The sequence below is a fragment of the Helicobacter apodemus genome (assembly GCF_003097575.1).
Taxonomy (GTDB): Bacteria; Campylobacterota; Campylobacteria; order Campylobacterales; family Helicobacteraceae; genus Helicobacter_D; species Helicobacter_D apodemus.
Genome location: NZ_CP021886.1, coordinates 604,952 through 625,362, shown reverse-complemented (window position 1 = coordinate 625,362; position 20,411 = coordinate 604,952). Strand labels below are relative to the sequence as shown.

The 20,411-nt window shown below is 32.5% G+C and carries 17 protein-coding genes and 3 pseudogenes; 19 read left to right on the top strand and 1 reads right to left on the bottom strand.

Features of this window, described 5'->3' with window-relative positions; genetic code table 11:
• Nucleotides 1-6 precede the first annotated feature (6 nt).
• The 13 genes and pseudogenes from atpG (at nucleotide 7) to folE (ending at nucleotide 10,611) form a co-directional block, all read left to right on the top strand.
• Nucleotides 7-894 (top strand): ATP synthase F1 subunit gamma, encoded by an 888-nt coding sequence (atpG, locus tag CDV25_RS03005; protein WP_108910712.1) that lies wholly within the window; start codon nucleotides 7-9, stop codon nucleotides 892-894.
• A gap of 24 nt (nucleotides 895-918) precedes the next feature.
• Nucleotides 919-2,321, top strand: a pseudogene (gene atpD, locus CDV25_RS03000) (F0F1 ATP synthase subunit beta).
• 12 nt (nucleotides 2,322-2,333) lie between these two features.
• A complete protein-coding gene (gene atpC, locus CDV25_RS02995) occupies nucleotides 2,334-2,726 on the top strand; it encodes an ATP synthase F1 subunit epsilon (RefSeq protein ID WP_108910711.1) in 393 nt (130 codons plus the stop codon).
• Entirely contained in the window at nucleotides 2,723-3,286 is a 564-nt protein-coding gene (locus tag CDV25_RS02990; protein ID WP_108910710.1) for a MotA/TolQ/ExbB proton channel family protein, read from the top strand. The genes atpC and CDV25_RS02990 overlap by 4 nt, the downstream gene beginning before the upstream one ends.
• A gap of 76 nt (nucleotides 3,287-3,362) precedes the next feature.
• Entirely contained in the window at nucleotides 3,363-3,698 is a 336-nt protein-coding gene (locus CDV25_RS02985) for a biopolymer transporter ExbD (protein WP_239056459.1), read from the top strand.
• Nucleotides 3,691-4,434, top strand: coding sequence for a TonB C-terminal domain-containing protein (locus CDV25_RS02980; protein WP_108910708.1), 744 nt, complete (start codon nucleotides 3,691-3,693; stop codon nucleotides 4,432-4,434). Before CDV25_RS02985 ends, CDV25_RS02980 begins: the two co-directional genes overlap by 8 nt.
• Nucleotides 4,435-4,437: 3 nt before the next feature.
• The gene (tolB, locus tag CDV25_RS02975; protein WP_108910707.1) at nucleotides 4,438-5,718 is read left to right on the top strand and encodes a Tol-Pal system protein TolB; all 1,281 of its coding nucleotides are present in this window, start codon (nucleotides 4,438-4,440) and stop codon (nucleotides 5,716-5,718) included.
• 76 nt (nucleotides 5,719-5,794) lie between these two features.
• Nucleotides 5,795-6,319, top strand: coding sequence for an OmpA family protein (locus CDV25_RS02970; RefSeq protein ID WP_108910706.1), 525 nt, complete (start codon nucleotides 5,795-5,797; stop codon nucleotides 6,317-6,319).
• 11 nt (nucleotides 6,320-6,330) lie between these two features.
• On the top strand, nucleotides 6,331-7,455 hold the full coding sequence (locus CDV25_RS02965) for a tetratricopeptide repeat protein (protein WP_239056409.1): 1,125 nt from the start codon (nucleotides 6,331-6,333) through the stop codon (nucleotides 7,453-7,455).
• 9 nt (nucleotides 7,456-7,464) lie between these two features.
• Nucleotides 7,465-7,977 carry an FKBP-type peptidyl-prolyl cis-trans isomerase gene (locus CDV25_RS02960; RefSeq protein WP_108910705.1) on the top strand — a complete coding sequence of 171 codons (513 nt, stop codon included), beginning with the start codon at nucleotides 7,465-7,467 and terminating at the stop codon, nucleotides 7,975-7,977.
• Between the two features lie 25 nt (nucleotides 7,978-8,002).
• Nucleotides 8,003-9,136, top strand: coding sequence for a tRNA pseudouridine(13) synthase TruD (truD, locus tag CDV25_RS02955; protein WP_108910704.1), 1,134 nt, complete (start codon nucleotides 8,003-8,005; stop codon nucleotides 9,134-9,136).
• Nucleotides 9,137-9,138: 2 nt separating this feature from the next.
• A complete protein-coding gene (gene htpX / locus CDV25_RS02950) occupies nucleotides 9,139-10,062 on the top strand; it encodes a zinc metalloprotease HtpX (protein WP_108910703.1) in 924 nt (307 codons plus the stop codon).
• 9 nt (nucleotides 10,063-10,071) lie between these two features.
• Nucleotides 10,072-10,611 carry a GTP cyclohydrolase I FolE gene (gene folE / locus CDV25_RS02945; protein WP_108910702.1) on the top strand — a complete coding sequence of 180 codons (540 nt, stop codon included), beginning with the start codon at nucleotides 10,072-10,074 and terminating at the stop codon, nucleotides 10,609-10,611.
• A gap of 148 nt (nucleotides 10,612-10,759) precedes the next feature.
• Here the strand turns inward: folE and CDV25_RS10095 are convergent, their stop codons facing one another.
• Nucleotides 10,760-10,912: a hypothetical protein gene (locus tag CDV25_RS10095; protein ID WP_162550404.1), complete on the bottom strand. Its 153-nt coding sequence runs from the start codon at nucleotides 10,910-10,912 to the stop codon at nucleotides 10,760-10,762.
• Between the two features lie 281 nt (nucleotides 10,913-11,193).
• On the opposite strand from CDV25_RS10095, the gene CDV25_RS02935 reads away from it, so the two are divergent.
• The 6 genes and pseudogenes from CDV25_RS02935 to CDV25_RS02910 all read left to right on the top strand — a co-directional run bounded on the left by CDV25_RS02935 (nucleotide 11,194) and on the right by CDV25_RS02910 (nucleotide 20,102).
• The gene (locus CDV25_RS02935; RefSeq protein WP_108910700.1) at nucleotides 11,194-14,661 is read left to right on the top strand and encodes a hypothetical protein; all 3,468 of its coding nucleotides are present in this window, start codon (nucleotides 11,194-11,196) and stop codon (nucleotides 14,659-14,661) included.
• A gap of 961 nt (nucleotides 14,662-15,622) precedes the next feature.
• Nucleotides 15,623-16,404 (top strand): annotated as a pseudogene (locus CDV25_RS02930) (class I SAM-dependent methyltransferase).
• A 34-nt stretch (nucleotides 16,405-16,438) separates the two neighbouring features.
• A complete protein-coding gene (locus CDV25_RS02925; RefSeq protein WP_108910699.1) occupies nucleotides 16,439-17,185 on the top strand; it encodes a hypothetical protein in 747 nt (248 codons plus the stop codon).
• Entirely contained in the window at nucleotides 17,103-17,786 is a 684-nt protein-coding gene (locus tag CDV25_RS02920; protein WP_162550403.1) for a hypothetical protein, read from the top strand. The genes CDV25_RS02925 and CDV25_RS02920 overlap by 83 nt, the downstream gene beginning before the upstream one ends.
• A gap of 42 nt (nucleotides 17,787-17,828) precedes the next feature.
• Nucleotides 17,829-18,601 (top strand): annotated as a pseudogene (locus CDV25_RS02915) (class I SAM-dependent methyltransferase).
• Complete coding sequence (locus tag CDV25_RS02910) at nucleotides 18,585-20,102, top strand: hypothetical protein (RefSeq protein ID WP_108910697.1); 1,518 nt, start codon at nucleotides 18,585-18,587, stop codon at nucleotides 20,100-20,102. Before CDV25_RS02915 ends, CDV25_RS02910 begins: the two are co-directional and overlap by 17 nt.
• The last annotated feature ends 309 nt before the right edge of the window (nucleotides 20,103-20,411 follow it).

The window sequence follows — 20,411 nt, the reverse complement described above, 5'->3', positions numbered from 1 at the left end:
GCCTATATGGGAAATAATCTAAAAGATATTAGAAAACAGATTTCAAGCGTTCTTAATACGCAGAAAACTACACGTGCTATGAAGCTTGTATCTACTTCTAAGCTTAAAAAAGCTGATGAGATGGCTAGACGTTCGAAAACATATGCTAATAAAATTGTAGAAGTCCTTGCAGAAATTAAAGCTAGAGTATCTAATGGGAATAATGCGGTTGATAATCCTTATTTTTTTCTTGAAAATAGTAATTTAAATCTTGTAGATATTGTTCTTGTTACTGCAGATAAAGGGTTGTGTGGAGGATTTAATATTAATACTATTAAAGAAGTGAATCGACTTATAACAGAGCATAAACTTAAAGATATGAAAGTCCGCTTACGTGTGATTGGTAAAAAAGCTGTTGAATATTATAGATTCAATGAAATTGAAGTGCTAGATAGTGTAGTGGGTTTAAGTGCCTCTCCAGATTATTCACAAGCAGCCGATTTTATCAATAAGGCTGTTGAGGATTATTTAAATGGTGTTACTTCAAAAATAATTTTAGTGCATAATGGATTTAAAAACATGATTTCTCAAGAAATGAAAGTTTCACAATTATTGCCTATTAAAACTATTGAATTACCTGAAGTATGTAGTTCAATTTTAGAGGTTGAACCCAATGAGCAAGAAAATGAAATATTAAATCAATTAGCCAATAAATATGTCGAATTTAGTATGTATTTTGCGTTAGTAGATTCCTTAGCTGCTGAACATAGTGCGAGAATGCAAGCAATGGATGCGGCAACTAGTAATGCAGGTGAATTGGCAAAAAGTTTAACAATTGCTTATAATAAAGCAAGACAAGAAGCAATTACGACAGAGTTGGTAGAAATTAATACCGGTGTTGAATCGATGAAATAAGGAGTGTAATAAATGTCAGAAAATATGTTAGGAAAAATAATTCAAGTTATGGGACCTGTTGTAGATGTAGATTTTGAATCTTATCTTCCAGCGATTAATGAAGCACTAGAGATTAATTTTGATATAGATGGTCAAAGCCATAAATTGGTTTTAGAGGTAGCAGCACATATAGGAGATAATAGAATTCGTGCAATTGCTATGGATATGACAGAGGGTTTGACAAGAGGAGAGAGAGTGATTGCTAAGGGGAACCCTATTTCTGTTCCTGTTGGAGAGCAAGTTTTAGGTAGAATCTTTAATGTAATTGGAGATGTTATTGATGGTGGAGAGGACTTAAAAGATCCTGAAAAGTGGTCTATTCATAGGAGTGCCCCAAGTTTTGAAAACCAAAGCACAAAAACAGAAATGTTTGAAACAGGGATTAAAGTAGTGGATTTACTAGCTCCTTATTCAAAAGGTGGTAAAGTTGGTTTATTTGGTGGTGCAGGTGTTGGTAAAACCGTTGTTATTATGGAGCTTATCCATAATGTTGCCTTTAAACATAGCGGTTATTCAGTGTTTGCTGGTGTTGGTGAGAGAACGCGTGAAGGGAATGATTTGTATCACGAAATGAAAGAGTCTGGAGTGTTAGATAAAGTTGCTTTATGTTATGGACAGATGAATGAGCCACCAGGAGCAAGAAATAGAATAGCATTTACTGGTTTGACAATGGCTGAATATTTTCGAGATGAGAAAGGCTTGGATGTTTTGATGTTTATTGATAATATCTTTAGATATGCTCAATCTGGTGCTGAAATGTCTGCATTGCTGGGAAGGATTCCATCAGCAGTTGGTTATCAGCCTACCTTGGCAAGTGAGATGGGAAAATTACAAGAGAGAATCACTTCTACTAAAAAAGGTTCTATTACTTCTGTGCAGGCGGTTTATGTTCCAGCAGATGATTTAACAGACCCAGCACCTGCTTCTGTTTTTGCTCATCTTGATGCTACTACGGTTTTAAATAGAAAGATTGCTGAAAAGGGTATTTATCCAGCTGTAGATCCCTTGATTCAACTTCAAGGATCTTAGATCCTCAAGTAGTAGGTGAAGAGCATTATAGGGTAGCAACAAGTGTGCAACAAGTTTTACAAAAATATAAAGACTTGCAAGATATTATTGCTATTTTGGGTATGGATGAGCTTTCAGAGGAGGATAAAAAAGTTGTTGAAAGAGCAAGAAAAATAGAAAAATTTCTTTCACAACCATTTTTCGTCGCAGAAGTTTTTACTGGCAGTCCTGGTAAATATGTAACTTTACAAGAAACCCTAGAGGGTTTTAGGGGAATTTTAGAGGGTAAATACGATAATATTCCAGAAAATGCTTTTTATATGGTAGGAAATATTAATGAGGTTCTTGAAAAAGCAGAAAAAATGAAGGTAAATTCCTAAAGGAGCCTTTAAATGGAAACCTTAAAATTAGATATTGTTACTCCAGAGGGAAAGATTTTTTCTAATAATGTAAAATCTGTTACTCTTCCAGGAAGTGAGGGAGAATTTGGTGTTCTTCCAGGACATGTTGGCATAGTTACAACATTAAGGGCAGGTGTTGTAGAAGTGCAAAGATTGGATGATAAAAAAGAGATGGTTGCTATTAATTGGGGCTATGTAAGGGTTGATGAACAAAGTGTTGATGTGCTTGTAGATGGTGCAGTAGATATTAATGGAGGCAATGAAAGTGAAATAGCTAAAGCTATTTCTGATGCTAAAAAGCTTCTTGAAGAATCTACGGACAATCAACTAGCCCTTTCAATGGTTTTTTCACATATTGAAAACAATGCTAAGAGTGCATTATGATATTTTCATTTTTGCAAAACTATGGTGTTGTAACTATAGTGATGCTTGCTTGGCTTTCTATTTATTTAATATTGGTAATTTGGATATTTTTCTATCGCTATATTTCTTTATATGTGACTCTTGCAAATGAGCAGCAGTGTTTAGAGGGTTTATTAAATGGTAAAAATGCCTTATCTAGAAGCTCTTTACTTTATTCTAATTTAAATAATGTTGATAAGAAAATAACAGCAACTGTTTTACAATATTCTCTTGATAAAGCTATGAAAGATGCCACTTTGGGTTTAACATTTTTAGCTATTGTTGCTTCTACTGCCCCTTTTATTGGTTTATTTGGGACGGTTATTGAGATTTTAGAAGCTTTTTCAAAGTTAGGGGTTGGTTCTAAAACAACTTTAGATGTGATTGCTCCTATTATTTCAAAAGCACTGGTAGCTACTGCCGCAGGTATTTTGACAGCTATTCCTGCTTATTCTTTTCATCTTTTCTTAAAAAGAAAAGTCTTTGAGCTTAATACTTATTTGCAATTACAAATTAATGTTTTAATCGCATCAAAAGAATAAAAACTTTGGAGTTATTTTGAAAAATTTTAATTGGGAAGAGAATCCAGAGCTTAATATTACCCCTTTAGTAGATATTATGCTTGTGCTTTTGGCGATCTTAATGGTAACTGCACCTGTGATTACCTATCAAGAAGAAATTGTATTACCTCAAGGTTCTAAGGTTTCAAGAATTGCAGAAGATTCAAAGATTGAAATTCGTATTGATTTAAAAAGAAATATTTACCTTAATAGTGATATTTTTACTTTTGATAGTTTTCCTGATGGCTTTAATGTATTTGCTAATGCTTATGATAAAAATACGCAGGTGTATATTAGAGCGGACAAAAATTTAAAATATGATGATGTTATTTATATTTTAAAAATAGCTAAACAAAGTGGTTTTAGCAGAGTTTCGTTAGTAACTGATGGGTAAATTTCCTTTATTATTTATAAGTGGTGGCATAGCTATTATTGGTTATGTCTGCCTTATTCTTTTTTTTATTGCACATTTTAATAATATTAACAAACCCATAAAAGAATATACAACTTTTAAAGAGACAGCATTCCATATAGATTTTTTTGAAGAACAAAAACCTAAAATACAAGCAAAAGTTAGTGCCAAAAAAGTTGAACCTAAAGTTGAAGAAATCCCTATAAAAGATGAAAGTGCTTCTAAAACTCCTAATGTTGGATTGGGAATTAATGATTTATTCCAACAAGTAAAAATTAAGCAACCTCTTAAAAAAGAAGTGTTGAAACCCCAAAGTCAAGACGATAAAATTGCTAAGAGAAAGCAAGCTCGTGAGAGTGTTCAAAAAGAAGATACTCTTAATAGTGAATTAGAAAAAATAATAGCAGGCTTAGAAGTGAAAAGGACAATGACTTTTACTCCTCCCAAAGGCGAATATGATGAGTTTTATGCAAAAGTTCAAGAAATTTTATATAAAAATTGGAATCCTATATGGAATAGGAATCAATATGAAGCAGAGGTGCAAATTAGTATTAATAGTTTAGGAAAATTTTCTTATTCGATTATGAGGCTTTCTGGAGATTTAGAATTTGATACAGCTTTGAAAGAGTTTTTAGATATAATGCTGACACAAGAATTTCCAAGATATGAGGGCGGAGATCAAACAAATATTATTGTAACTTTTAAAACAGAGGTATAAAATATGAGAAGACTATATATTTTTCTTATTTTTTGCAGCCAATTAGTATATGCTAATGTTGATGCAACTTTAGAGGTGGTAAAAAAATTTGGAAGACTTCCTAATATTCTAGTGCGAATTGTAGGAACAGATTATTATCAAAAAGAATATGGTTTAAAAATTTTTAAAATGCTTGTTGCTGATTTAAAGGTTACTGGGCATTTTAGTGTTGAAGAAGAGAAGCAAATTGTTTCAAGTGGAATAGTCGTTAATTTTGATGAATACCGCTCTAAAAAAATTGATTTAATCGCAAAGATTGATACGGAGACATTCAGAAATGGGGGATTAAAAGTTAATTTACAGCTTTATGATATTAATTCTGAAAATCTAGCCTTTAATAAACAATATAGCACTACAAAATCTGATGCTTATCCTTTTTTAGCACATAAAATAGCAGTGGATATTAACAAATATACGCAAGCCCCAGATGTAAGCTGGTTAGAAAGAATGGTGGTATTAGCTCGTTATACAAAACCCGGAGAGAGTGAGATTTTATTAGCAGATTATACATTGACGCATAAAACTAAAGTTATTGCCGGAGGCTTAAATGTGTTTCCAAAATGGGCTAATGAGGAACAAAATGCTTTTTATTATACGAAGTATTTGGATAGACCTACACTTTTTAAATATGATTTAAAAACTGGAGAGAATACTAAGATTTTAACAAGTGAGGGTATGTTGGTAGCTTCTGATGTGAGTAAAGACTCTCAAAAAATACTTTTAACAATGGCTCCTAATGAGCAAGCAGATATTTTTTTATACGATATTCCATCGGCACAATTAAAGAAATTGTCAAATTATAAAGGTATTGATGTAAGTGCAAATTTTATTGAAGAAGAAAGCAAGATCATGTTTATTTCTGATAGATTAGGGTATCCTAATGTATTTGCTATGCCAATTTTAGGAGAAGAATCGGGGAAGATAGAGCAAATGGTTTTTCACGGCAGAAATAATAATGCCGCTAATGCTTTTGGGGATTATATTGTCTATTCAAGTCGTGAAAGCAATGAAGCTTTTAATCCTAATACCTTTAATCTTTATCTAGTTTCTACTAAAAGTGATTTTATTAGACGTTTAACATCTAATGGGGTAAATCAATTACCACGATTTTCACGAGATGGAGAGACTATTATGTATATTAAACACGAAGCTAATCAAAGTGCCTTAGGAATTATACGTTTAAATTACAATAAAACCTTATTATTTCCTTTGCAAGATAGTGTGATTCAATCTATGGATTGGTAAAAGAAGTTTTGTAGCATTTTGTTAAATAATGTGTTATAATCTTTAAATTAAATCAAAAATATCACGGAGAAAGATAATGAAACGACTTTTAGTTTTAAGTTCATTAGCAGCTGTTTTGTTAATAGCTGGTTGTAGTCAAAAAGGGAGTGTGCAATCAAGTTCATCAAGTAATTCTTATGGACAAAGTGCAAATAATGGAAAGGGTTATGTAGCAGGTAAAGATAATTTTGCGAATTTAGAAGAGAGGATAAAGTATGTAGATAGTAATTTACAGAATGTTTTCTTTAACTTTGACCAATTTACTATTCGCCCAGATATGCAAAGAGTGGTAGATAATAATGTAAATGTTTTACTATCTCCTGCAATTGGGACATTATCAGTAAGAATTGAAGGTAATACCGATGAGTGGGGAACTGATGAGTATAACTATGCTTTAGGTTTAAAAAGAGCGGTAGCTGTCAGGGAATCTCTTGTAGCAAAGGGTGTTGATCAAAATAAAACTATCCTTGTAAGTTATGGAGAGAGTAAGCCAACTTGCACTTCAAAGACTAGAGAATGTTGGGCTGAAAATAGAAAAGTAACCTTTAAAATATTGCCATAAGGTTAGATAAATTGCGAAAAATCTTTTTTATAGGTATGATTTTTACTATAGCTTTTTCACAAGAGCCATCAGCTTTTAACTCTGGCGGCTCTCTTGATGCAAAGAGTGAAGCGAAATTGATGAACGAAAAACTTTTTAATCTTTCTACAAAGATAGACACCCTTGATGAATCACAAGAAGGCTTAAAAAGTGTTTTTGAAGGACAGATACAGAGGATACAAGAAGTTACTAATAAAATCCATACGATGCAAAGCGAAAATAATGCGGCTATGGCAAATATACGCAATCATGTTGATTCAAATTTCGCTTTACAAAATGAAAATATAGAAAATCTTAAAAAAAGTATTACTGCATTAAGTGAAATATTAGCAAAAAATAACACACAACTTAAAGAAGAGATTCAAAGTTTAAAAGATGAAATATATGATTTAATCCCACAACAAACAGCTAAACAAAAACAATTATTAGCTACAAAGAATAATCAAAAAGACTCTAATCCTATACAAAAAGCAGAAAAGCAGGTAATTCAAGAGGATAAACAAAATGAAAATATCGCAAATCTTGATTCTAAAAAAGATTTAAAACAACCGATTTTAGAAGATAAACAAGATAATAATAGTAAGCAAGATGATAATGGTGAGAATGTAAATACCGATAAAGAACGCAAAGCAGAAAATGAATTAGTAGCAAAGAATGAGCAAGAATCCCCTAAAGAGGAAAATAAAGAAACACAAGATACCCAAAAGGCAAAAGCTTTAGAGGAGCTCAAAAATAAAGAACTTGCATTAGTATTTAAAGAAGCTGAAGAGTATTTAAACGCTAAGGATTATGAATTAGCGAATGAATATTTGCAATTTGCAGTTAAAGGGCATTATAAACCCGCAAGGGGCAATTATTTATTAGGAGAGATTGCATTTACTCAAAAGCGTTATCAAGACGCTATTTACTATTATAAAGTGAGTGCAACGCGTTATGATAAAGCAGATTATATACCAAATTTAATGCTAAATAGTGCAAAATCTTTTATTGAAATTAAAGAAAAAGACAATGCAAAACGTTTTTTAGATACATTAATAGAGCTTTATCCAGAAACCAAAGAAGCAGAAGAATCTAAAAAGATTCTATTAAATTTATAGGAGAAATTTATGATTAATAATAACCAAGTTGTAAGCATTGAATACCAAGTAAAAGAAGATGGCACAGAAAATATTTTAGATTCTAATATAGGGGGGAAGCCTTTAGAATTTATTATGGGTAGCGGTGCAGTTATTAAGGGGCTAGAAGATGCAGTTGCTAAAATGTCTGTTGGTGATAAGCAAGAAATAGTTATCGCCCCTAATGATGCTTATGGTGAATACATTTCAGATTATGTGCAAGAAGTTCCAAGAGAACAATTTGTAGGGATTGATTTACAAGCTGGAATGACTCTCTTTGGGCAAGGAGATAATGGGCAAACCGTTCAAGTGATTGTTAAAGACTTTAATGATGATATAGTTATTGTGGATTATAACCACCCTTTAGCGGGCAAAACTTTGAGTTTTGCAGTAACTTTATTAGATGTTAGAGAAGCGACAGAACAAGAGTTAAGTCAAGGATTGCACGCTCATAATCACGGCGATGGAGGATGTTGTGGTGGCGGAGGATGTGGCTGTCATTAATCTTTAGTCAAAGTTAAGTAAGAAAATGAATTTTTCTTTTTCTTATGCCTATACCCACTCTCCTATTGATTTTTATTTTAAGCAGACCCCAAGAGATTTCGTTGTAGAAGAGATTCCCCTTTATACTTTTAGCGGTAGCGGTTCGCATTTAATCATTAAGTTGCGTAAAAAAAATATTACAACTTTTGAAATGTTAAAAGCTTTTTCTTCTTATTTAGGTGTTAAAGAAAATGAGATAGGCTATGCCGGGCTTAAAGATAAGGATTCCTTAGCTATTCAGCATATTAGCCTACCAAGCCTTTATGAAAAGAAGTTAGAGTCTTTTTTTCACGAACGTATCAAAATTTTAGAAACAACCAAACACCAAAATAAAATCAAAATCGGACACCTTAAAGGCAATAGATTTTTTATCCGCGTAAAAAAACTAAATCCACTCAATAGTGTAAAAATTTTTCAAATTATCTCCCAAATAAAATCCTATGGAATTCCTAATTATTTTGGCTACCAACGTTTTGGTAAAAATTTAGATAATTATTTATTAGGAGAATCTATTATTAAAGAGGAGAAAAAACTACGCAACAAAAAACTAAGAGATTTTTTGATAGGGGCTTACCAAAGCCTCCTTTTTAATCAATGGCTTTCTTTGAGGATTGATATATCCCATTTACTCAAACTTGATGAAAACTTTAAAGAAGTATTAACCGCCTATCTCCACACTCAAGATATTCCTGAATGTTTTAGTGATAAGCAATATTGCAAAGGTATAAAAAACCAACCCCACTTTTTTAAGCTTTTTAGCGGAGATATGATGTGTCATTATCCTTTTGGTAGAAATTTTATGATAAGCAATGAGAGCATTTATGAGGACTCTCATCGTTTTTTAAATAAAAGTATTTCTGTTATGGGGTTATTAGGGGGCAAAAAAATGCAAGTAACGCAAAACTTAGCAGGTTTTTTTGAAAAAAATTTCGTAGATGCTAGAATAAAAAGTATCGGGCAAAGAAGATATGCGTGGATTTTTGTAGAAGATTTAGAGTTTTTTTACAAAGAAGAAGAAGCACAAGGTGAATTTAGCTTTTATTTACCAAAAGGTGCTTATGCGACCAATCTTTTACGAGAAATTGCACATAATGAAGTTATGCAAACAGAGTGGGAGTAAGTGTGTTTGAAAGAGTAATAGCAGAAAATCGTTTGAAAACCCAATGTGTTATCGCCATATATATCGCTATTTTTGTTTTTATCGGGCTACTTGTAGATATTATTCGTATTAATGCCCCCTCACTTAGTGTTGGCTTCTATGCCCTAATAACTTTTCAGCAATTTCCAGTAGTTACCTTTTGCCTTTTGTTAGTAGCTAGTGGAATCGTTTTATTAGTTATTAGTAACTTTAAAGGGATTTTGCTAAGCGGGAATGAATACAAAGAGATTAAATATGGTTATGAGTTAAGCATTCAAGAGCGAGAATTAAGCACAATCTTAGAGGAGTTAGTCAAAGAGGCAGGATTGGATTATAGACCCAAACTCTATTTAATGGAAGCCCCATTTATGAATGCTTTTGCCAGTGGTTGGAGGGAGGATAATTCTTTAATAGCTCTCACCACAACACTTGTGAAGAATCTACAAAGAGAGGAATTAAAGGCAGTAATGGCACACGAGTTAAGCCATATCCGCCACGGAGATATTCGACTTACTCTAATGGTAGGGGTTTTAAGCAATATTATGCTTTTAGTGGTGAATTATGGTGTTTATATGTTTTTGGGGGGTTCAAGACAAAGAGGGGCGAATCTTGCTAGAGGATTATTGATAGCCTTGCAATTTATTCTACCCCTTTTTACTTTGGTTTTGCAGATGTTTTTAAGCAGGAGTAGAGAATATATGGCAGATTCAGGTGCGGCTTATTTAATGGGTGATAGTAAGCCCATGATTAAAGCTTTGCAAAAGATTAGCAATCATTACGCACAATCAGATTTTAGCACAAGTGATCAGAATCCAACTAGGGCAGCACTTTATATTTTTGGCATTAAAGAGATATTTAGTACACATCCTAGTATTGAAAATCGCATTAGGGCTTTAATGAATCGATAAAGGTAAGATATGGAAGAAAGTATTAAAAAGTTTTTTGATTATATTGGAGAAGACAGGGAGCGAGAGGGATTATTAAATACCCCTAATCGAGTTATTGAAAGTTGGAAGCATTTATATAGTGGGTATAAAAGCAATCCTAGAGAGATTTTGGATGTAGTTTTTAGTGATGGAGCCTGTAATGAAATGGTGATTTTAAAAGCAATAGAGTTTTATTCAGTATGTGAGCATCATTTATTACCTTTTTTTGGCAAAATCTCCATCGGTTATATTCCAGATTCAAAAGTAGTAGGAATCTCAAAATTAGCACGATTAGTGGAAGTCTATTCCAGACGCTTGCAAATCCAAGAAAAGATGACAACCCAAATCGCAGATACTTTAATGGAAGTGTTACAGCCCAAAGGAGTTATGGTAGTAGCAGAAGCACAGCATATGTGTATGATAATGCGTGGAGTGGAAAAACAAAATAGCATAATGATAACAAGTGCCATTAGAGGACTTTTTAAAAGTGATATTAAAACAAGAGAAGAGTTTATGGGGCATATTCGTTAAAGAGTAGAATTAATCATATTTTTAGAAAAATTTAGCTATAAAGCATAAACAATAGAAATAATATTATCTAAAGATTAAAAATATTGATTAAGCAAAAATATTTTAATACTAAGGAGGATACCCTATGCAAAACTCTATGCTTATAACCTTAATGCCCTGCGGGGGGGGGGGGCAATAATACTCCTATAAGAAGCCAAGTCTTACATTCTAAAGTCAATGCTAAAACTGCAAATACTATAACTTTACAATCCCATACAAAAGATTCTACTTTAAAATCTAATTCCTTAGATTCTAATCTCAATACAAAAGCTATGAATCCTAAACCTTTAGATTCTCAAAGTTTAATCTCTCAATTATTTAATCCTAAGTTTTTAGATTCTATTATAGAATCTAAATTTCACTCTAATCTTAAAGCCTTAATCTTTAATCAATTAATCCCTAAACTTCTTACTTTACAAGAGTATTTTAAATTTACATTCTTTAATATAAATAAATTTATTATAAATATATGTTATAATATATTTAATTTTATTAAAGTAAATATTTTTTATAGCCAAAAGATTAACATAAAAGGAACAACCAATGAAAAATGAATCTCATAACTTTTCTTTGATCTCTAACTTGCCAAGCTCTTCTTTATTCTTAAGCTTCAGTCTAATAACTGCTTTAAATACTTCTTTAGTAGCTGATAGTTGGGCTACATCAGGAACTATTACTTTAGAAAATAATGGAACTATAGATACTATAACAAATACTAGTGGAGTTAATAATAAAATTATAGGTAATGTAGCAGGAAAAACCTATAATGATTTAATTATTAATAATGGAGTAACACTTCAAAATAATGGCAATGGAAATACACTACAACTTAATAATGCTAGTGCAAGAACTATTGAGAATAAAGGATTAATAAAAAAACAAAGTAATTCCTCTGCTGTAGCTATTGAAAATAATGCTACTTTAGGAACTTTTAAAAATATTGGAACCATAGAATCTGTTGGTAATGCAGTGGGTGTATATATTAATAAAACTACTATTACAGATTTTAGTAATAGTGGGACAATAAAGACAGATGGTAGAAGTATTGAGATAGGGAATCAATCTAGTATTACAAACTTTAATAATAATGGAGTGATAAGTAATAGTAATGGAACTGGTGTTAATATTAATGGTTCTACCATAGAAAATTTTACTAATAGTGGGACAATTAAAGGAGGGGATAGTGGTATATTCACTGCAGGAGGAACTATTAAAACCCTTATTAATGAGGGAAGTATAATTGGTGAGGGTAGCTCAGCAGCAGATGCAGCCGTTAAACTACAAGATGGAGGAACTATTGAAAATATTATTAATACAGGAACAATAAGAGCAAATGGTTTTGGTATTAGTGTAGCTGGTAATGGTAAATTTGGAAAGCTCTCTATGCAAGATGGGGCTGTAGTGCATGGAAATCTTTCAGGTATTGTAGTAGGAGCAAACCAAACTCTAGGAGAACTTGAAATTAGTGGAGCTAATACTAAGATTAGTGGAAATTACACTGGTATTAGCTTGCAATCTGGAACCAAATCCCAAAAGATTACTATCAAAGATGGAGCTAGAATAGAGGGGCGTTATAATGGAATCATACTCAGCTTTAATGCTGACCTTAGTGGAGATATTAATATATCAGGAGGAGCTAAGATAGAGGGGAGTTATAGTGGAATCTGGGTTAGATCTGGTGCTAACCTTAGTGGAGATATGAACATATCAGGTGTTGGCTCTATGATAAAAGGAGGATACTACGCAGGTATTACTAGTGATGGTGGTAATATAACTGGTAACATCACTATATCAGATGGTGCAACTATAACCGCTACTTCAGGTAAAGCCATTTGGAATAATGGGAATGCTACCCTTAGTGGAGGCATTACCATAAGTGGTGCTAATACAAAACTAGAGGGAGATATTGTTAATGCTGATAATGCAAAGATAGGGAGTGAGATAAAGATAGAAAAAGGTGCTAGTGTTAATGGAGGATTAGTAAATAATGGTAATGCTTCTATATCAGGAAATATTACTATTGATGAGAGTAGTAAGCTTAACTCTATTACTAATACTTCAAGTAATGCTAATGCTATTACAGGAAGTATTGAAACTAAAAGTAGCACTCCTTTAGCTATTTCTAATTCTGGAAGTATTGGAGGAGATATTAAAACAGCAGGAAATGCTGAATTAAAAATTAACAATTCAGGAAGTGGTAGCATAGGAGGCTCTATCACTGCTAGTGGTAATGCTCCTATTAGTATTACTAATTCTGATAATGCAAAGGTTGCAGGAAATATTGAAGTAAGTGGAGATGCTCCTATCGTTATTAAAAACGAAGGGAATGCTACTTTAGGAGGTGGAGTTAGTGCTAGTGGTAATGCTCCTATTAGTATTACTAATTCTGATAATGCAAAGGTCGCAGGAAATATTGAAGTAAGTGGAGATGCTCCTATCGTTATTAAAAATGAAGGGAATGCTACCTTACAATCAGATATTATTAACTCTGGTTCTGGAAATCTCTCCCTTAGTAATACAGGGAATGCTAGTATAGGGGCTAATATTAAAAATAATGGAAGTGGTAGTTTAAGTATTAGTAATACAGGTAAAGTTAGTGATACTACGAAAATAGAAAGCAATGGAAGTGGTAAAGTAGAAGTTGAAGAATGGTTAGTCTCTACAAATTCTCAAGGAGAGGTTAAACCTTTAGAAATAACAGGAACTAATTTAAGTGTTGTAAGTGTTTCTAATGTTACCTTTGATGCAGGAAATATTACTAATCTCTCTTCTTTAGTTCAAGATCCTAAAAATGTTATTAATATTGATACTTCTCAAGATACTAATATAAGCAATCCTGCAGAGATTAATTCTAAAGTCTTTGCTAAAGCAGAATTTAAAACCAATGATCCTAGTGTTAATGTTAATGTTGATGCTTTAAGTAAAACTCTAAGCTTTTCTGTTGATGCTGCTAAGACTTCAGCAGCAGCATTAGGAAAAACACTCATTAGTAATACCCAAGCTAGAGCAAACTTTGTAAATGCTGTAATGGGTAATGCTATGAATGCGGTGAATTTAATCCATAATCAAGGAAGTGCTAATGTGTATTCTAACTTTAATAAGGCTTATGAGGAAGGAGCTATTTATGCAAACTTTGATAATTTAGGGAGTGATGCTTTACTTAGATCTAGTGAAACTAAAGATAAGAATCATTTAGCCTTTATGCTTCCTTATATCTCTAAGAGTAATACTTCTTTAAATGGAGGATTAACTTCTAAAGGACATACTAAAGGAGTAATCTTTGGTTATAGTTATTTAAATCCTAACAATAAAGATATTTATGGGATTTATGGAGGATATGATGATTTTAGTTCTAAAACTTATCCTTCAGATATTCTAGCTTTAAATAATAGAACCTATTATGCAGGAGTTAGGTATTATCATCCTTTTAATTATAAAGATTATGAACTCTTTTCTAAATTCTCTTCACAATTTGGTTTAATACAAAATGATATTTCTGAAAGGGTAGGACAAACAGAATTTAAAGGAGAACCTAAATCTTATGCTTATGATGCTAATGTTAATATGGGGATAAATATTAAGCTTAATACTAAGCATACTTTAACTCCAGAGATAGGTTTAGGTTATAATGGAGGATATTCTAAAGCTTATACGATGAGTAATGCCATCAATACTATTACAAGACGCAATTATACCCATAAGATGAATTTATTTAAAACTAAAACCTCTCTTTCTTTTTATAGTGATTGGCATAAACATTTTAAGACTTTAGTGTATGCAGGAGTAGATTGGACTATGAATCCTAATGTAGATAATCCTAAAGGGAGATATTCTAATATAGGGTATTATGGAGGAGGAGAGAGTAAATTAGATAATTTAGAATATGCTTTAGGGACTACTTTAGTTATTCCTTTAAATGATGCTTTTTATTTCTCTTTAAATTATGGAATGAATGGGACTAAGAATACCACTATGCATACAGGGTATGGGAAGTTTAATTATATGTGGTAGGGTTTAATCCTTATCCCTACTTAAGAATTCTAACTATGGAATGAATGGGACTAAGAATACCACTATGCATACAGGGTATGGGAAGTTTAATTATATGTGGTAGGGGAAAGGTAGCCATACTCTCTCTATTAAATATTAAAGAGAATATTAAAGAGAATATTAAAGAGAATATTAAAGAGAATATTAAAGAGAATATTAAAGAGAAAACAATTTGCGTTAATAACATTTAGAATAATCAAAAAGAGACAAAGATTAAGAGACAATAAAAGCACTAAGCTTTATTGACTCTTTAGTTGCTCTCATACCCCCCACCAAAGATAATACTTATCCCTCCTCCTCCCCAACATACAGCACACAATAAAAATAAAGTAAAAACCTAGCTACTACACTAAATAAAAATGCCTAAAAAGAACAGCCAACACTACACCCCACTAAATAACTAAAACCCCTATCCACTAGAGCTAATACACTACACTAAAGATAATGATTATCCCCTCATATCCACACTATCTCTTAAATATTATTTAGTTTGGTGAGTTAGTTTTGGTTATTCTTTGTTTGTTGTGTTTTAGTTAGTATTACTTAGTAATATTTAATATTCCTAAAGGTTTTTATTTTTTATATCTTTGTTTTATTGATTTATTGTTATTTATTATTCTTCTTTATTTGAAACTTAAGCAAGTTTATTAAGTAGTTATTGTTTTAGTTTAAAAGGTAGAATGATTTAGGTATAGGTAGTAGTTATGCAGTTTTTTATCTATCAATATAGAGGATTTCAATAAAGATTAAAATAAACCTTATTTAATTCATCGTATAAGTTATTCTTAAAGCTAGATTATTCTCTTGTTGTTTAGGGTTTAGGTGTTTTTAAATCGCTTAAAATCTCAAATATATTGGGGGAATGTGGCTAAGTTTAAGCAGTGGGTGGTATAATTCCAAGATTTTATAAAAGGGAAATGCAATGAAGCAAGGTGATTTTACAGAGGTTGCAAAACATTATCATAATCGTCCAGCTTATAGTGAAATGCTTTTAGAAAAGCTTATCGCTTGTGTCAATGATGAGAGAAAGCCTATAAAAGATTTAAATATTGTAGAAGTTGGAGCAGGGACAGGGAAGCTTACTCAAGTCTTAGCAGGGCTTGGTTGTAATGTTTTGGCGGTAGAACCTAATGATAATATGCGAGAAGAGGGAGTTAAGGTTACAGAGGGTATGAATGTAAAATGGCAAAAGGGAAGTGGAGAGCAAACCGGTGTGGATTCTCATTATGCTGATTGGGTAATTATGGCAAGCTCCTTTCATTGGACAGACCCTAAAAAATCCTTGCCAGAATTTGCAAGGATACTCAAAAATGCTAGCGGGGGGGGGGCAAATATTTTACTGCTATTTGGAATCCTAGAAATATACAAGAAGATTCTATTTTTTTTGAAATTGAAAATGAGATTAAACGCATTGTCCCAGAGCTCGAACGCGTTAGCAGTGGGAGTCAAAATGTCAAAAAATGGGAAGAAATTCTTATCTCTACAGGAGATTTTAAAGATTGCTTTTTTATGGAATGCGATTACTTTGAAACTATGGATAAGGAACGTTATTTAGGTGCTTGGCATTCTGTGAATGATATACAAGCTCAAGCAGGTGAGCGTCGGTGGCAAGAGATTTTAACGATGATTAGCTCTAAAATCTCTTCTTTATCGGTTATTCAAATCCCTTATAAAATTAGGGCTTGGAGTGTAAGAAAAGTTTAAAACCCTCAAAAGTAGGGTTTGATAAAGGAATATTATGAAACCCTCAACTTATATCTACCCCGCAGGAGTTACAGGAAAAGTGCTTGGTGGTATGGTAGAGTATGTTACAGGGAAAACACCGATTTTTATTGATGATAATATAGACACTTGCGGCATTAGGGATTATGCTAAGGTGATATTGTCTCAAGGTGCAAGTGTGGAACTTGCTTGGGATAAACGCTCGGGTTTAAATCATCAAACTATCTTTAAACTTCAAGATAAGCTTAAGGAATTATCTATCCCTTATTGTGAAGATTCTATGCTTTTTTATGCTAGAGAGAGTGTTAAAAAGCTTAAAAGCCAAATTGCCCTTAAAGGTTGGAAACAAGTTTTAGGGATTGAACTTGGGGGTATGGCAGAGGATAAGCATTTGGGATTTTTAGATGATAAAATCACAGAGTTTTCTAAAGGTGGTATTAAAATTGTCTATTTTTGCGGAACCTCTGAAGCCTACCAAAGGATTCAAGAAAAAATCTCTCAAGAATCTTTAGATTCTTTAGCTATCTTTCTCCCTTGTTTTTATTTGGATTTAGTAGATTATGTGGATGTGCTTTGTAAAGTATCTTGGACTCCTAAAAATACAAAAATTTCTACAATCATTGTAGGACATTCTTTAGCAGATTTTTCCTCTTTATTTTTAAAAGAGCAAGAAGAAAAGCTTGATTATCTCTGTATTGCTTCTCCTAAGTTTATGCCTAGCGGGGGGGGGGGAATTTATCCCTTGTGGTTATTTGGGGTTTGATAGAATGGTGAGTGAAATTAGTAGGCAAGAAGCAAGGGTGAAAAAGGCAGTTTTATTTGCACCTTATGATATAGCAGAGCTAGAGTTAATGATACCTTATATGCGGGTTATACAAGATTTACTTCCTAATGTTAAGGTGATTTTGCGTTCAAGAAGATTTTGTGAAAATGTCTGGAATAGTGCTTATGTGAAGCAAATGCTTAAACCTTTAGAATCTGCTAAAAACTTTTTTATCGATGATTCTTGGCAAATTCAAGCACAGAGTTATTTGGATTCTTTTTTATTTGTCTGTGGAAAAACAACTTCTAAATATTCCTTTCCTTTCTTAAGCCTTGCCCCTAGCCTTGTTTTATTTACTAAAGAGCAAGTTTTAGATGAAAGGCTTGGAAAATGCTTGGATACTTTAAGCACAAAAGCATTTATTAAAGTAGTAAAAGCCTTTCAAAAAGAACAGCGACAATGGACAGAAAAGATTGTTAGATATAGAGCAGATAATCTTTATCACTTTGGTAAGGCTAGTGAATATTTAGCAGAGTATATTTTGCATAATTTTTTTAAAATTGATTTTAAAAAGGAGGTGGGAATATCATCAAAAGTTTAAAATCTAAAATTTACATCTAAAAATTTATTTTAAGGAGAAACTATGGAAAAAATCGTTGAACAAGTGTGGGATTATACCAAACACGCAAAATTTTATGAATTTAGACCTAATTATGCACCAAATACTATTACTATGCTCGTGAAGTTGGCGGGGGGGGGGGCAAAAATACCCCTTTAAGAGTTGCTGATATTGGTGCTGGAACAGGGAATTTAAGCATTATGCTTTTAGAGAGAGGTTGTGAAGTAGTTGCCGTAGAGCCTAATGATGCGATGCGTGAAATTGGGATTGAAAGGACAAAAGGCAGTAAGATTGAATGGGTTAGGGCTACAGGGATTGATTCTACACTCTCTAGCGGTGATTTTGATTGGGTTACCTTTGGGAGCAGCTTTAATGTGATGGATAGATTAGAGGCTTTAAAGGAAGCTTATCGGTTGTTAAAGCCTCAAAGTTATTTTTCTTGTATGTGGAATCATCGGGATTTGTCCGATAAGATTCAAGAGATAGCGGAAAATGTTATTTTAGAGTTTGTGCCAAATTATACAAGAGGTGTGAGGAGAGAGGAGCAAAGAAGCTTTATAGCAGAGCATAAAGAACTTTTTGATAATATTATTTATATAGAGGAAGATTTTTATTTTCATCAGAGTTTAGAGAATTATATCAATGCTTGGCGGAGTGTAAAAAATCCTTATTGGGATTTAGAAACTAAAGAGGGACAAGAATTGTTTGGAAAAATCACTCAAAAGATGAGTGAGAGGCTACCTAAGGAATTGGATATTAAATATACAACAAGGTGCTGGAGTGCAAAAAAAGTCTAAAAATCTCTACCTTTATCCTAATGGAGAGGATACACAAGCGGCTCATTTGATGATAAAAGAGCTGCAAAAGCAACATTATATGGAACAAAGGCAAATTTTTATTGTGGATGATTCCTTAGAATCTACCTCTCTTAGTTTCTTAAAAAATAGTATTCAAGAGGGGGAGTTGTGGATTATTCATCAAGATAAAGATTTTTATAAGAAATTATTCGAGAATGCTAAAAGCTTGCCTTTAGTTAAAAATGGCATAGAATCTTTAGAGAAAGTCTTTAAAGAAGCCCTTGAGAACTTTAACTTTGAATGGGTGAAAGAAAATGTTATAAACGACCATTTTCTTTTTTTGAGTTATACGGGGTATTTTTGCTTGCATTTTTGGATTTCTTTAGATGAAAAAAGTGCCTTTGTGGTAGCTTTTAAAGAGCTATGCTTTAGGGCTAATGATTATTTTACGAGCTATTTTAATCTGCAATCTCCTGTTGTTGGGATACAAGTTACAACCTTTAGTGGAGGCAAACATTTAGGAGAGATTGGAGATTTTTTGCAGAGGCAAAACTTAAGGGTTATTTATGTGTATTATGATGAAGAATCTTATGTGTGTTTGCCTCCTTCTAAAAGAAGTCAATCTATTTGCTTCCCTCTACAATCTAGCTATATGGGGATATTTTTAAATATTTTTCAATTTTATGTAACCTGTCTTATGCCACTTACTGCTCCTAGCTGGGGAGCAAAGTATGTTTATGTCTCTCACGCTTATATTGACCCTATCGCCGCACTTTATCAACGCAATCGCTCTCTTGATGATTTTTGGTTTAAGAGAAAAATGGGGATTAATGGGTTTAGGATGATAACTTCTGTTTCTAATTATAAAATTTTAGAAGAGAAGTTTTTAGAATGCGGTTATGAGGAAGAGCTTGTATGTGCGGGTTATCCTAGTCTTGATAGTTATATTTTAGAATATTCTAAGATTCCTCCTATGGTTAATGCAGAGACTATTTTAATCGCTATTAATGATACGAAGAATCTTGTTTTGGTTAAAGAACTCTTAAAAGTTTTTTTAACAAATAATCAAAAAGTTATTTTACGCCCACATCCGGGTTCTAAAAAAGAGGATTATCAAGAGATTCTTAATTTCCCTAGAGGGGGGGGGGTGTTCTATGATACCTCTAATCGTTTAAGTGCAGAAAAAATGGGAGAATGCCTTTGTCTTATAGGGGATTATTCAAGCTTGGTTTATACCTTTCCCCTAACAACTTTAAAACCCGCTATTTTGATTGGCTTTGACAACCAAAATACTTATAAAGGGATTAGTTTTTATAACCCAACATTACATTTTTATGCTAGAGATGTTAAAGAATGTCTTGAGAGTATTGAGAAAATAAAAAATGAGGATAAAGACCAAAGAGCCTTAAGTATCAAAGAGTATCGCGAAAAAGAAGTTTTTAATCTAGGGTGCTCTAGTGCTTTTATTGCGGATTTTATTGCTAAGAAAATGAAAAAGTGATATTTGAAGCAATTATTAGGTTAGATGTATCTTGACTATGTAAAGCAGGGCAAAGTTTAAAAGTTTAATGGAGTGAATATCTTTTGAATCTCTTTAGTAAGATATACTATCAACAATCTTTATCTATCTATTTTTTAATACCCATTGAATGTAGAGGATAAGAAATCTAGTGCTTAAACTTTAAAAACTTACAAATAGGATACCTACTTGATAAAACAATGTGTCTTATACATTAAGGATATAGAATAATATAGGTTTTATGTTGTTTTGCGTAGTGTTTTGTGATACTAAAAGAAAAGCAAAGTAAAA

Bases quoted from the DNA above. Each gene is read 5' to 3' on its own strand.
- truD (WP_108910704.1), top strand. From the start codon at position 8,003: ATGAATTTTTCTTTTTCTTATGCCTATACCCACTCTCCTATTGATTTT.
- folE (WP_108910702.1), top strand. From the start codon at position 10,072: ATGGAAGAAAGTATTAAAAAGTTTTTTGATTATATTGGAGAAGACAGG.
- CDV25_RS02960 (WP_108910705.1), top strand. From the start codon at position 7,465: ATGATTAATAATAACCAAGTTGTAAGCATTGAATACCAAGTAAAAGAA.
- CDV25_RS02935 (WP_108910700.1), top strand. From the start codon at position 11,194: ATGAAAAATGAATCTCATAACTTTTCTTTGATCTCTAACTTGCCAAGC.
- atpG (WP_108910712.1), top strand. From the start codon at position 7: ATGGGAAATAATCTAAAAGATATTAGAAAACAGATTTCAAGCGTTCTT.
- CDV25_RS02985 (WP_239056459.1), top strand. From the start codon at position 3,363: ATGCTTGTGCTTTTGGCGATCTTAATGGTAACTGCACCTGTGATTACC.
- CDV25_RS02970 (WP_108910706.1), top strand. From the start codon at position 5,795: ATGAAACGACTTTTAGTTTTAAGTTCATTAGCAGCTGTTTTGTTAATA.
- CDV25_RS02925 (WP_108910699.1), top strand. From the start codon at position 16,439: ATGAAACCCTCAACTTATATCTACCCCGCAGGAGTTACAGGAAAAGTG.
- atpC (WP_108910711.1), top strand. From the start codon at position 2,334: ATGGAAACCTTAAAATTAGATATTGTTACTCCAGAGGGAAAGATTTTT.
- CDV25_RS02980 (WP_108910708.1), top strand. From the start codon at position 3,691: ATGGGTAAATTTCCTTTATTATTTATAAGTGGTGGCATAGCTATTATT.
- tolB (WP_108910707.1), top strand. From the start codon at position 4,438: ATGAGAAGACTATATATTTTTCTTATTTTTTGCAGCCAATTAGTATAT.
- CDV25_RS02990 (WP_108910710.1), top strand. From the start codon at position 2,723: ATGATATTTTCATTTTTGCAAAACTATGGTGTTGTAACTATAGTGATG.